Annotated in this window: 14 protein-coding genes and 1 tRNA gene; 3 read left to right on the forward strand and 12 right to left on the reverse strand. The window is 64.6% G+C overall.

Annotation, left to right across the window (positions count from 1 at the left end; translation table 11 throughout):
• The coding region (locus tag IH615_RS09095) for an MFS transporter (protein WP_291361541.1) at nucleotides 1-871 on the reverse strand (871 nt) is incomplete at its 3' end.
• A gap of 158 nt (nucleotides 872-1,029) precedes the next feature.
• Here IH615_RS09095 and IH615_RS09100 point away from each other — a divergent pair.
• Nucleotides 1,030-2,817 carry a hypothetical protein gene (locus tag IH615_RS09100; protein WP_291361542.1) on the forward strand — a complete coding sequence of 596 codons (1,788 nt, stop codon included), beginning with the start codon at nucleotides 1,030-1,032 and terminating at the stop codon, nucleotides 2,815-2,817.
• A 4-nt stretch (nucleotides 2,818-2,821) separates the two neighbouring features.
• On the opposite strand, the gene IH615_RS09105 is transcribed toward IH615_RS09100, so the two are convergent.
• Genes IH615_RS09105 through IH615_RS09115 form a run of 3 tightly spaced genes read right to left on the reverse strand, consistent with a single transcriptional unit; the run spans nucleotide 2,822 to nucleotide 4,288 of the window.
• The gene (locus tag IH615_RS09105) at nucleotides 2,822-3,190 is read right to left on the reverse strand and encodes an MmcQ/YjbR family DNA-binding protein (protein WP_291361543.1); all 369 of its coding nucleotides are present in this window, start codon (nucleotides 3,188-3,190) and stop codon (nucleotides 2,822-2,824) included.
• Between the two features lie 60 nt (nucleotides 3,191-3,250).
• Nucleotides 3,251-3,907 (reverse strand): peptide-methionine (S)-S-oxide reductase MsrA, encoded by a 657-nt coding sequence (gene msrA / locus IH615_RS09110; protein WP_291361545.1) that lies wholly within the window; start codon nucleotides 3,905-3,907, stop codon nucleotides 3,251-3,253.
• 57 nt (nucleotides 3,908-3,964) lie between these two features.
• The gene (locus tag IH615_RS09115; RefSeq protein WP_291361546.1) at nucleotides 3,965-4,288 is read right to left on the reverse strand and encodes a hypothetical protein; all 324 of its coding nucleotides are present in this window, start codon (nucleotides 4,286-4,288) and stop codon (nucleotides 3,965-3,967) included.
• A gap of 243 nt (nucleotides 4,289-4,531) precedes the next feature.
• Here IH615_RS09115 and IH615_RS09120 point away from each other — a divergent pair.
• Nucleotides 4,532-4,621 (forward strand) — tRNA-Ser (locus IH615_RS09120).
• Nucleotides 4,622-5,053: 432 nt separating this feature from the next.
• Here IH615_RS09120 and IH615_RS09125 read toward each other — a convergent pair.
• From IH615_RS09125 to IH615_RS09150, 6 genes are all read right to left on the reverse strand, one after another.
• A complete protein-coding gene (locus IH615_RS09125) occupies nucleotides 5,054-5,497 on the reverse strand; it encodes a hypothetical protein (protein WP_291361548.1) in 444 nt (147 codons plus the stop codon).
• A complete protein-coding gene (locus tag IH615_RS09130; protein WP_291361549.1) occupies nucleotides 5,494-5,943 on the reverse strand; it encodes a cytochrome c in 450 nt (149 codons plus the stop codon). Before IH615_RS09130 ends, IH615_RS09125 begins: the two co-directional genes overlap by 4 nt.
• A complete protein-coding gene (locus tag IH615_RS09135; protein ID WP_291361551.1) occupies nucleotides 5,940-6,479 on the reverse strand; it encodes a methylamine dehydrogenase light chain in 540 nt (179 codons plus the stop codon). The genes IH615_RS09130 and IH615_RS09135 overlap by 4 nt, the downstream gene beginning before the upstream one ends.
• Before the next feature lie 61 nt (nucleotides 6,480-6,540).
• Nucleotides 6,541-7,140 (reverse strand): methylamine dehydrogenase accessory protein MauD, encoded by a 600-nt coding sequence (gene mauD / locus IH615_RS09140; protein WP_291361553.1) that lies wholly within the window; start codon nucleotides 7,138-7,140, stop codon nucleotides 6,541-6,543.
• A gap of 26 nt (nucleotides 7,141-7,166) precedes the next feature.
• A complete protein-coding gene (locus tag IH615_RS09145; RefSeq protein WP_291361555.1) occupies nucleotides 7,167-7,700 on the reverse strand; it encodes a MauE/DoxX family redox-associated membrane protein in 534 nt (177 codons plus the stop codon).
• Nucleotides 7,697-8,860, reverse strand: coding sequence for an amine dehydrogenase large subunit (locus IH615_RS09150; protein ID WP_291361557.1), 1,164 nt, complete (start codon nucleotides 8,858-8,860; stop codon nucleotides 7,697-7,699). The genes IH615_RS09145 and IH615_RS09150 overlap by 4 nt, the downstream gene beginning before the upstream one ends.
• Nucleotides 8,861-9,014: 154 nt before the next feature.
• Here IH615_RS09150 and IH615_RS09155 point away from each other — a divergent pair, with 154 nt between their 5' ends.
• Nucleotides 9,015-9,947 carry a helix-turn-helix domain-containing protein gene (locus IH615_RS09155; RefSeq protein WP_291361558.1) on the forward strand — a complete coding sequence of 311 codons (933 nt, stop codon included), beginning with the start codon at nucleotides 9,015-9,017 and terminating at the stop codon, nucleotides 9,945-9,947.
• Here IH615_RS09155 and IH615_RS09160 read toward each other — a convergent pair.
• Complete coding sequence (locus IH615_RS09160; RefSeq protein WP_291361560.1) at nucleotides 9,940-11,055, reverse strand: ATP-binding protein; 1,116 nt, start codon at nucleotides 11,053-11,055, stop codon at nucleotides 9,940-9,942. The genes IH615_RS09155 and IH615_RS09160 overlap by 8 nt on opposite strands.
• Complete coding sequence (locus IH615_RS09165) at nucleotides 11,048-11,731, reverse strand: response regulator (protein ID WP_291361562.1); 684 nt, start codon at nucleotides 11,729-11,731, stop codon at nucleotides 11,048-11,050. Before IH615_RS09165 ends, IH615_RS09160 begins: the two co-directional genes overlap by 8 nt.
• Nucleotides 11,732-11,780 lie beyond the last annotated feature (49 nt).

The following is an 11,780-nucleotide window of genomic DNA, read 5'->3' on the forward strand; positions in this document are numbered from 1 at the left end:
CCAGGTAAACCGCCGAGCCGGCGCCGGCCACGTTGATCAGCAGCACCATCCACAGCCCCGTGCCCACCACCGATATGGGCCGGAAGGCGTCCGGCGGCATCAGCCGGTCGCGGCTGCGCGCGTCGAGCCACACGGCAGCCACCAGCAGCACGCCCGCGGCCAGCAGCAGGCCTGCCGCCAGCACGGGACCGGCTAGGCCCGCCAGCGCCACCAGCATGATGGCCGCCCCGATCACCGCCAGCCGCAGGCCGGGAAAGGTCACCGCCGCGCGGTCCCCGGGCGAATGAGCCGGGACCTTCACCATCACCATGGCGGCAAAGATCAGCACCAGCGGTACATTGACCAGGAACGCCGCCCGCCAGGACACCAGCTCGGTCAGGAGCCCTGCCGCGGCCGGCCCGCCAAAGGCGGCAATGGCCCAGATCATGGCCTGCAGCCCGAATACCTTGGGCACCAGCCGCGACGGAAACAGCTCCGGAATCAGCGCGAAGCAGATGGCCGAGACCACGCCCTCGCCCAGCCCCTGCAGCGCCCGCCCCACCAGCACCTGTTCCATCGACGTGGCGGTTGCCGCCACCACCGTGCCAACCAGGAAGACGCCGGCCGAGACCAGCAAAGCCGAGCGGGCGCCCAGCTGCTGCTTGAGCAGCGCCGCGCCCGATCCGCCCACGATGGCGAACACCAGGAACAGCGTCAGCGCCCAGGAAATCAGCGCCACCCCGCCCATTTCCTGCACCGCCGTCGGCAGCGAAATCGAGGCCAGAAACGCGTTGAACGCCAACAGCGCCACGCCCAGGCACAGGATCAGCGTGACGGTCGCATAGCGCGGCGTGAAAATCTCGGCCCACCGGCCCTCAACGGAATCGGTCATCATGAACTCGCAAATAAACAAGGAGTGACTTGGTATATTACGCCGACGACGAAGGCAATTGCATATTTCGGGAGCATGCGTGGCGGAGTCGTGGCCTGCCCTCCACCCGATCTTAACCGCGCCCGTCCATCCTGCGCCATCATCGCAGGATCGTCCCTTTGACCACCCACCCGTCCTCCCATCGCGGCCCCGACCTGCGTCTTGTCGCCCTTGTCTTCGCCGCCGCCGCCGCGATCCTGCTGGTGCGCGCCTTCTATGGCCGGGCCGGCATGCCCTTCTTTGCCGATACGGACGACGCCATGCGCATGGTCATGGTGCGCGACCTGCTCAACGGCCAGCCCTGGTATGACCTTACCGCCCACCGCCTCAACACGCCCTATGGCGCCGAACTGCACTGGTCGCGGCTGATCGACCTGCCGCTGGCCCTGCTGCTGGCGCTGTTCACGCCCCTCCTGGGGGCCGATCTGGCGCTGGTTGCCGCCGGTGCCGCCTGGCCCATGCTGCTGCTGGCCGTGCTGCTATGGCTGAGCGCCACCCTGGCCCATCGCCTCGTCGGGCCCGAAGGCGTGCTGCCGGCGCTGGTGCTGCCGGTGCTCAGCCCCGCCATCTCGGCCGAATTCACCCCCGGCCGCGTCGATCACCACAATGTCGTCATCCTGCTGACGCTGGCCATGGTGTGGACCGGCGTCGAGGCCGTCAGGCGCCCGCGCTTTGCCATTGCCTGCGGCCTGCTGGCCGCGACTGCCCTGGCCATCGCCACCGAATCGCTGCCCACCATTGCCGCGGCCATCCTGGTCATGGGCCTGGCCTTCGTGGCCGATCCGGCGCGGGCCCGCACCATGCGCCATTTCGGCCTCGCCTTCGCCGGTGGCGCCATGGTTCACCTGGCCATCTTCCGGCCGCCTTCGCGCTGGCTCGAACCAGCCTGCGACGTGCTCTCCCCGGTCTATGTCGCCGTGGCGCTGGTGGTGGCGGTGGTCTTCACCCTGGCCAGCCTGCTGCCGCTGCGCGCCTGGTGGCAGCGCCTCGTCCTGCTCGGCTTGCTCGCGGCAATCGGCATGGGCGCGGTCGCTTTCGCCTATCCGCAATGCCTGGGCGGGCCCTATGGCGCCCTCGATCCGTGGCTCCAGGCCAACTGGATATCAAGCATCGTCGAAGCCCGTCCCTGGTTCATCACCATTACCGAACTGCCCGCCTATGCCATCGCCGTGGGCGTGCCGGCCCTGCTGGCCACTGCGGTTGTCGTCGTGAGGCTCCGAACCGTGCCGCAGCAGCGCGCCGAATGGGCGGCCCTGCTCGTCTTCATGGTCTGCACCGCGCTGGTCATGCTGGCCCAGGTGCGCGGCGCTCGCCTCGCGGTGATGCCCGCCATGCCTGCCGCCGCCTGGCTTATCGTCAGCGCCCGCCAGCATTACCTCGCCGCCCCGCGCCTGCGCACCATTGCCGGCCTCGTGCTGAGCTGGCTGGCCTTCGCCGGCGTCGTGCTGTCCCTGCTGGTGACCGCGGTGGTCAATGTCGTGCCCGGCCGCCCCCAGCAGATGGCCGAGGCCCGGGCCAGCAAGGAGCCGTGCCTCCTGCCATCGGCCTTTGCCGATCTGGCCGCCCTGCCGCCCGAGCGGGTCCTGACCCCCATCGACCTGGGCGCCCATCTGCTGCTCTATACGCCGCACGAAGTGGTGGCCGCTCCCTATCATCGCAATGAGCAGGGCGTGCGCGACGCCTATCGCTTCTTCAACGATCCCATCGCCAGCGCCCGCACCATTCTCGACATGCGCGGGATCGGCCTTGTCGTGCTCTGCCCCGCCATGGCCGAGCTCAAGGGCCTGCCCAGCCGCGCCGAGGACAGCTTCGCCAGTCTCTATGCTGCGGGAAAGCTGCCGGCCTGGTTACAGGATGTGAACCTGCCCAGCGCCACGTTGCAGGTCTTTGCCGTGCTGCCGCAATAGCCGGCTATTCGAGCCCCAGCTCCGCCCGCGCCTTGCGCGTCAGCTTCCCCGCCACGATCCGATGCGCCTCACGGATATAGGCCTCCACCTCATCGCCGCTGAGCGGACTGGCGACCGATATGGCCACCCATCCCGCCCGGGCGAAATAGGGCGCCGGCCTGATGCCCTCGAGGTCGGTCAGCAACTCATAGGCCATGGGCGACACCTTGAGCCACACCTCGCCCGGATCGCGATCGAGCAGGGCGAATACCTTGCCGCCGATCTTGGCCACCGAGTCGTCGCGCCACTGGCGCACCAGTGTCGCCTTCGGCAGCGTCACGATGAACGCCTCGAAGCCGGGTCGGGTCATGATGGCGGGATAGGTGACGCTCAAGGCCGACAGCCTGCTGACGAAAACGCCGACCCGGTGTACCGGATCGGCGCATGGTTTGCTCTATTCGGCGGCGACGCCCAGCCCGATCGGGCAGCTCACGCCCGTGCCTTGCAACCCGCAATAGCCGCGCGGATTCTTGGCCAGGTATTGCTGGTGATAGGTCTCGGCATAGAAGAATTCACCAGCCGGGGCGACCTCGGTGGTGATCCGCCCCAGGCCCTGCTGGCTGAGAGCCTGCTGATAGGCCGCGCGGCTCTTGTCCACCACATCGGCCTGTTCGGGCGTGGTGGTATAGATGGCCGAGCGATACTGGGTGCCCACATCATTGCCCTGGCGCATGCCCTGGGTCGGGTCGTGCTCTTCCCAGAACGTCTTGAGCAGCGCCTCGAGGCTGATCCTGGCGGGGTCATAGACCACCTTGACCGCCTCGGTATGGCCGGTGCGGCCCGAGCAGACTTCCTCATAGCTCGGGTTCGGCGTCGAACCGCCCTGGTAGCCGACGGCGGTGACGATCACGCCCGGCAATGGCCAGAACAGCCGCTCCGCGCCCCAGAAACAGCCGAGGCCGAAATAGATGGTCTGGGCGCCGGCGGGATAGGGACCCTTGAGCGCCTGGCCATTGACGAAATGCTCGGGGGCGACCGGCATGGCCATGTCGCGGCCGGGCAGGGCCTCGCTGGCAGCGGGAATGCTGGTGGGCTTGGATTTGAAGAACATGTCGCATCTTCCTTTCACCGCTCTATTCGCGGCACGATCGGGCGAAGTTACAGGGCGCTAGATCTGGTCGGCGCGCAGATAGCGCTCGCGGCGCGACTTGCGCCCGGCCAGGGCCAGCACAATTCCGGGAATGCCAAACACGGCAAAGGCCGGATAGTCCAGCACGGCCTTGAACGCCGCATCGAGCAGGTCGGCAAAGAACCGGCTCTCGAAGAAGGCCTCGACCTCCAGTAGGCTGGGCGGATGGATCTGCGTCCACAGATCCGCCAGGCTGGTATAGACCAGCGCATTGGCCCCAAGTGACTTGGTGCCGTCGATAACAAGCAGAACCAGCGCCAAGCCGATCAGCCAGGTGCCGACAATTCGCAGAACAAGCCGCATTCACTTTCCCTGTGCCGAAGGGGATAACTGACGCTGGCCTGACCCGTTCCGCCCCGTGCACGGCCTCTTTGTGCCATGCAGGGCGGCCTGCTCACAAGGTGGCAAGCGCCTCAGGCAAAAACAATCGTCATCCCGACGTCGTGATCCCTTGCGCCCGGGGCGTTCATAAGTATATTGCGCCTCGCTCGCGCCGGCCAACCAGCCGGCCCTCCTGGCGTTTCCAGCCCAGGATCAAGGCGATGCGGAGAGATGGCCGAGTGGTCGAAGGCGCACGCCTGGAAAGTGTGTAGGCGGGGAACCGTCTCAAGGGTTCGAATCCCTTTCTCTCCGCCACCTGTTCTATTTCTCTGTTGCCTGCCAAAGCATTAGGCGTCAGCGAAAGACTGACCCGCCATAAGACCCACCAAACTGCTGATGTTATCTCAGTGAGGCAATGGCAGCTTAGCGCCCCATTCCGGCCGTTAAACTCGTGATCCGCCGGCGCCGAAAGCGGCCGGTCCGCCTTGGAGACCGCGATAGCCGAAATGAGGTGGAGAGCGGGGGCGGCCAATAGCATCGCTGAAATCGCTGCTGATCTCTGGCCACCAGGTTCGAAGCACGACCCAATGAACCCAGAGCGCCCGACTTCGTTGTTGTCAGCACGGAGGCCAAGGTCTTGCTGCAAAAACGTCACCTTGCCATTTGGGCCTTCAGCGACTTGACGACCCACCAAGTGCTGAGCTTCTCAAGCACAATCATCCTCGAAGATCGTCGCGCGTCAGCATATTAGGGCCACGGGTAATCCGCTACCGACAGGCCCATCGCCTCGAGCTTGTCGACGACAATACGACGAAATTTCACGGCGTTGCCGACGTTTTGTTGCCGTAACGCGCTGACCTCGGCGGCCTCGAAGGGCCGGTAATCTGCAGGCAAGGAGGCACCGGCCCAAGTGTCCATGATGTAGTTGAGCACCTCGGCAATCTGGGCGTCGCTGAGGCTCGACCCGATGACGCCAGGCACGTGCAGCAGATAGGCTCGTCCCTCAGGCAGCGCGGCGAATACACCCACCTTGCCCACGAAATCGGGAATTCCCGAGCCCGGCATCCCGGTGCCATCTGACAGATGACACCCTGCGCATTTGAGGATGAAACTGGCCTTGGGCGTGCGCTCGGCGCCGCTGGCGATACCGGTGGCGAGCAGGACGATCACGATTGCCTTGAGCCAGGTCACTGCCACGCCTCCTTGCGGATGGCCCGCAGGTCCTGATGGCTCGGATGGGCTGGGCGGATAGCCGCAATCAGTTCGGGCGTTGCGGTCAGGTCGAGACCATTGAGATCGTTCAGGACATAGGCTGCGACGGCCGCTATCTCCTCGTCGGTCATCCAGTCCTGCGGCGGCATAGCGAGGCCGATATAGTCCTGCCCCGCGACAGTAATCTTGCCGGTCAGGCCACCGACTATGACGCCCACAAGATAATCGGGTGCCTGCTCGCCCAGACCCGCCCACAGCGCCGGATCCACCAGCGGCGGCGCAAGGGCCGGCTGGCCGACGCCGCCCAATTGGTGGCAGCCGCTACAGGCATCCACGAACAGCTGTTCGCTGACTTCGTCGGCGGTGACGGGCGCTGCAATCAGCAGCGCCAATCCCAGATGTATTAGAAGATGCGTGAGCTTCATTCTGCCTGCCCGACCACGATGGCCACGGTGCAGTGAATGCCCTTGTCGGTATTGGCCAGACACCAGCTCGATTCGCTGGCCAGACCATAGCGATAGCCAGGACGATCGCCTTCCTGGCGTGAACATCCATCCCCACAACTGCCGCCCTTGCCGCAGCAATCGTTGTAGGAAACTAGGTAATCCTTATCGTCATTGGGGTTGCGGCAGGTGCCGACCCAAGCAACCTTGGAGGGCGTGGAGCCGGGCGGGCACTGGGTTACGCTGCCGCCACACTGGCTGCACAGCGAGCCATGCAGGGAGCAGTAGCGCCAGTATTCGCAATCCTCGGGCAGTTCGTCCGGTTCGCCAAGTCCGCGGGCGAAGGCCTGCCCGTTGGAATTGTCATAGGGCAGCATCGGAAGGACCGCGCCGCCCACCAGGGCCCAGCCGGCTTTCTGCAGGAAGCTCCGGCGCCCCGAGCCATCTGCAATGCGGCGGGTCCGATTTTCGGCTGCAGCGTCCATCCATCCAAGAAACGAGTCGATCATTTTAGCCATAGGGCTCTCCGATGCTGAAGGTTGAGCAACAGGCAGGTCTGGACCTGTCCGTGAGGGACGGTTAGTGCTGCACGGCGTGCTGGCCGTCCAAGTAGGTCTGGATCGAGGGGACCTTCATGTCGAAGGCGTTGAATAGGCTGTCGAACTGCTCGCGGCTGTTGACCAGACCCTTGGAGCGAATGACGCCGTGTTCATCCATCAGCACGGCATAGGGCAGCCGGGCGACGCGATAGGCCAGGCCAAGCTCGGTGGAGACCACATAGGGGTAGCTGGATAGCTTGGCGGTTTCGATGAACCGCTCGTGCTGCGCCTTCTGCCCGTCACTGGCCAGAACGACATCGAGCCAGCGGCCCTCGGCCCTGCGCACCGACTCGATGACCGGCAGCAGCTTCTTGCAGACCGGGCATGTGGGGGAGAGGAAGAAGACAAGGGTAGAGCGACCCGGCTTGGGGCCCAGAGCGACCGCGCCGCCCGTCAGACTGGGAAGGTTGAACAGAGGCGTCTGCTGCCCCACCTCAGGGCCGGAATCGTTGACCAAGGCCCCCATTGGCGAGACCCGCTCGAACAGCACGCCGATCTGACGGGCCAGTGCAAACAGTCCCACGGAAAGAGCGATCACCATGGCGAACAGGGCTGTCACCGCGAAGATGAGAATGTTCATGTTCATGTTCCTTTGTCGGTTTGCGCCTAGCGCGTCAGTCGCGCGGTGGCGTCGTTGGCCAGGATCTGCTCGGCCAGCAAAAAGCCCGTCCACAGGGTGAAACCGGAGGCCAACGCCGCAATCGCGCTACCGGCGTCAAGGCTGTAGGGGGCCGTCGCCACGGCGGTGATGGCCATCGTGATAAGGACGGCGTTGCGCCAGACCAGCGACCACGACAGCGGCTGCACCGCCCCGCCACAGCCGCACTCGATGCTGGTGCGCCCACGCAGGATATTGATGCTCATCGCCGCGACGTAGAGGCCCAGGATGGCCATGGCCAGAACCAGCCCGAAGACCTGTCCGCCAGGCACGAGCTGCAGCAGCACCACGAGTATCTCGGCGACAACCACCGACATCGAGACCGGTCTCACCAGGGCCTCAGGCACCAACCGGTAATCTGCTACAAAGCCGGTGAACTCGGTGAACTCGGCGATCTTGTGCCAGGCGGCCCGGGCGAACAGCAGGCACAGGAAGACCGTCACCGTCGCCGTCAGCATCGAGGACAGGGTGACCGCGCTCATGGCGACACCATGAGCGTCGTTGCGAAGCCATCGACACTGTGCTCGGCAACCTGCTTGGCGGCAAAGCGGGCCAGCGGATCGACCTCGAACTTGTAGACCATCGAGTTCTTGAGACTGAACCCATAGAGCTCGGGCTCAGCGCCATCGGTCACCGCGACGCCGACCAGATCGGCCAGCGGCGAGCGGTACAGCAGGGCCTTGTTCCTGAGGTCATAGGCCCAGACTTCCTCCGACCCATGATAATGGCTGCCGTCGTGGTGCTCTGATGCCATGGGCACGAACAGGATGCCGTTGGCCTCGTTATAGGTCACCACAGTATAGCCGCTGGTACCCCAGTTCCCCTCGACACCGTCGGCGATCGGGGTGACGCTCAGCTTCTTGATGACGCCCCCCGTGTCGGACAGGCGATAGACATTGCCGTGATAGGAGATGAACAGCAGGTCGCCTTCTGCACGATCGGACGACAGGTAGATCGGGTCCGCGTCCGGATCGAAGATGGTTTGGCTCTTCTGGCTTTCGAACGTGGCGCCATCGTCACTCAGCACGAAGGTGGTGAACGCGCCGTCGTTGCAGATGGCCGAGAAGCCAATTCCCTCAAGCAGCGGGTAGATGCCGAAACAGCCCGGAGACGGGACTTCCTGGGTCACTTCACCCTTGGCCAGGTCGACCACCGTCACCGAAGTCGCGGGGGTGCCGTTCTGCACGAAGGCGAAGGTCTCGTCGGCACTCAGCTGCAGCAGCGACAGGTCGTCGGTATACTGCGCCAGCTTGTAAGGAATGGGGATTTCCTTGGTCAGCGTATTGGTGGCGACGTCGAATATCTGCAGCACATGCTCGCCATCGCCGGAATCGTAACGCGGGTAATAGCCGGAGGCCATGTAGGCCGTGGTGCCGTCCCTGGAGATGGTGAAGTGGCTCTGCGAGCCGCCACTGACGCTGCCTTTTCGGGTCAGGTCTTCGGCGCTGTAGATATAGCCGACACTGGGACCGCCGGACCAGTTCTGCACATTGACGAAGACATTGGGGCCAGGGTCCATCTCCGCCTTGGCTGTCAGCGTCTCGGGCACGAATTCGTCATCCTGCGCGAACGCCGTCACCGGTGCGCAGGCACCGGCAATTGCGCAAAGCAGGCCAAAGGTCGCGGAAAGTGTCTTGGCCATTCAGGTCTCCATCAAAGGCGTGGAGGGACCACATCAGGCGCTGGCGATATCCGAAATCCGATATCCGAACTAATTTCGCCTACTATTTAGGCATTCTTCATCGTTGCCTTTTTCGTAGCCTGCAACTAGGAATCCCTTGCAAAGGAGAGCAAGGGTGGCCGCCACAAGCGCGTATCTGGTCAAGAGTTTCCTCGACGCAGCCGAACAAGAAACCGGCCTGCCGGGATGGGGACAGCGCTATACTCAGCTGAGCGGCGGCAAGTTCCGCGGTTCAACCACGTTCATCGACTTCGGTCGCGTGGCGATCGGGGAAGAACGGCTGAACCTCTCAGTGGCGCAAGCCACTTCGCCACCAGCAGGCAAGGTTGTTCTGGTCGTGCCCATGGGCACCGGCGACGACTGCCTGATCAACGGCGACAGATATGCGCCGGTCGCTTTCATCCATCGCGGCGGCTGCGAGATCAACGTGGTGACGGGAGGAACCGAACGCGGTTTCTACGTCGTCGTGGACGAAAGGGCGCTCCCGGCCTATGACCGCAACAAGGTCGGACCGATCGTCAGCGTGGCGAACCATGCCACTGCCAACGAACTGCGCGCCTGGCTTTCTTCCATCCTTGCTTCAGCGCCGGACGCCGTGCGGCATGCGCCAGGCGAGATGGAAAAGGTGCTGCCGGGGATGATCCTCGACAAGTTTTCCGAGCTTTGCGAGCTGGTCGGCACACAGGGAACCGATGTCAAACTGCGCGAAAGCTACGCCTATGCCGTTTTTCTGCGAGCCCAGCGCCGGCTGGACGCCGACCCCGATGGCGTGCTGTCCGTCGCCGGCTTGGCCGCCGAACTGGACGTGCCGGACCACGTCCTGCGCGCGGCCTTTCTGCAGACGACCGGCCTGAGTACCGGCGTCTGGCTGCGTCAGCGGCGCCTCGACCGGGCGCGCAGGGCGCTGACGCGAACCAGCACCAGCAACAAGAGCGTGGCGCAGGTCGCCATGGAGAATGGCTTTTTCCACCTCGGCCGGTTTGCTGCCTACTACGCACAAACCTTCCACGAAACGCCGCTGGAGACCATCCGAAGCGCACTTACCTAAGATTGGCTGTCGAACCGTGATCAAGCCGGGAGGGCTGCCAACCAGTCGCCGATGGGGTCGGCAGGAAGACTGTGAAGCACGCCCCTCCATCCTCCATATTCGCCGCCAGGACGTGACCGCCATGCGCCTGTGTTATTGCCCTGACGACGGAGAGGCCCAGGCCACTGCCGCCCTTGTCGCGGGCGCGCGAATCCTCGGCGCGCCAAAACGGTTCGAAGGCGCTTTTCAGCGCGTCGGAGGAAAGCCCTGGGCCGTGGTCACGGCAGCGGATGACCGCCGTTGCCTTCTCGACGCCAGTCTCGATAACGAGGGCCCCGCCTGGCGCGTAACGCATCGCGTTGTCGATCAACGCCAGAAGAAGCTGCCGCATGCGGTCCGGATCGGCACGCACGCGTGCCGGGTTCGGGCGCAGCGAGACGAGCATGGCATTCCTGTCGAGATCGTCCGCGGAAAGCGCGGCGACGTCGCGGGCGAGATCGGCCAGGTCGATCTCGGTGACGCTGAGCTCAAGTGCACCGGCATTGAACAGCCCGAGGGCCCTGAGATCGTCCACAATGCGGGTCAGGCCGTCCACTTGCGTCAACAACAGAGTGACCAGCTCCGGCGTCAGGGTGAAGACACCATCGGCGACCCCCTGCAGCCGCCCCTTCAGGATAGTCAGCGGTGTGCGCAGCTCATGGGCAGCGGCGGAATTGGAATAGTGCAGTTCGGCCTCCGCACGTTCCAGCCGAGCGGCCATGAGGTTGAAGTCCTCCACCAGCCGCGCCGATTCGCCGAAGCCGCGTATGCTCGGATTGGCCCGGGCCTTGAGATCGCCGGCGGCAACGGCGCGGATCGCCCTCGCCACTTCAAGCAGCGGTATGACGATGCGCCGCGATAGCCACCAACCTCCCAGGACCGCCAGAGGAATGCCGATGATCAGCGTGAGGAGCAGGAAACCCCAGTCCACCCAGGTCCAGAGGGCGTCATGCTCAGGCACGGCCGGCCAGATGCGGAGCGCCAGCTCGTAATAGGCGGGAAAGCCGAAATAGGCGAGGATGGCCATTGCCGAGGCAAGCGCCACCGCCACGAGCACGATCTGCAGCGCCGTACTGACCTGCCTAGCCATGCGGCACGTCCAGACGGTAGCCGACGCCCCGCACGCTCAACAGCAAGTCGGGCAACCCCGCCGCAGCTAGCTTGCGCCGCAGATTGCTCATGTGGCTGTCGACCGTCCGATTCATCGCCTCGCCCTCGGGCAGGCAGGCATCGATCAATTCGCCCCGTTCGAATACCCGATTGGGCGACCGCACCATGTGAGCCAGGAGACGAAACTCGGTCAACGTCACAGAGAGCGGTTCGGCATCCACCAGCACTGTATGCGCCTCCGTATCGATGCTCAGGCGTCCCGCCCGAAGGACCGCGCTTTGTCGTCCGCCCTGTGCCCGCCGCAGGATCGCGCGGGCGCGGGCCACCACCTCAAGCGGATTGAAGGGCTTGACGACGTAGTCGTCGGCGCCCAGCCGCAGTGCCTGGAGCTTGTCGAGATCTTCCGCCAACGCGGTCACCATGATCACCGGGGCATCATCAATGCGGCGGAGGGCGGCAAGCGTCTCATATCCGTCCATCTTGGGCATCTTGACGTCGAGCACCACCAAGTCAGGCTTGAGGCGCTGATGATGGGCGAGGCCCGTCAGCGGGTCGGTGGCCGCGATGGTGCGAAAGCCGTCCCGCTCGAAATAAGCCTGCAGGATACGCACGATCTCGATGTCGTCTTCGATGATCAGGATGAGTTGGTTGGTCATGCTCAGCGGTGCTTTTGCGGGGAGGTCATCAGACTTGGCTTGGAGACGT

Source organism: Devosia sp., assembly GCF_014860165.1.
Classification (GTDB): domain Bacteria; phylum Pseudomonadota; class Alphaproteobacteria; order Rhizobiales; family Devosiaceae; genus Devosia.

Bases quoted from the DNA above. Each gene is read 5' to 3' on its own strand.
- msrA (WP_291361545.1), bottom strand. From the start codon at position 3,907: ATGTTCTTCAAATCCAAGCCCACCAGCATTCCCGCTGCCAGCGAGGCC.
- IH615_RS09115 (WP_291361546.1), bottom strand. From the start codon at position 4,288: ATGCGGCTTGTTCTGCGAATTGTCGGCACCTGGCTGATCGGCTTGGCG.
- IH615_RS09130 (WP_291361549.1), bottom strand. From the start codon at position 5,943: ATGAAGCTCACGCATCTTCTAATACATCTGGGATTGGCGCTGCTGATT.
- IH615_RS09135 (WP_291361551.1), bottom strand. From the start codon at position 6,479: ATGGCTAAAATGATCGACTCGTTTCTTGGATGGATGGACGCTGCAGCC.
- mauD (WP_291361553.1), bottom strand. From the start codon at position 7,140: ATGAACATTCTCATCTTCGCGGTGACAGCCCTGTTCGCCATGGTGATC.
- IH615_RS09145 (WP_291361555.1), bottom strand. From the start codon at position 7,700: ATGAGCGCGGTCACCCTGTCCTCGATGCTGACGGCGACGGTGACGGTC.
- IH615_RS09150 (WP_291361557.1), bottom strand. From the start codon at position 8,860: ATGGCCAAGACACTTTCCGCGACCTTTGGCCTGCTTTGCGCAATTGCC.
- IH615_RS09160 (WP_291361560.1), bottom strand. From the start codon at position 11,055: ATGGCTAGGCAGGTCAGTACGGCGCTGCAGATCGTGCTCGTGGCGGTG.
- IH615_RS09165 (WP_291361562.1), bottom strand. From the start codon at position 11,731: ATGACCAACCAACTCATCCTGATCATCGAAGACGACATCGAGATCGTG.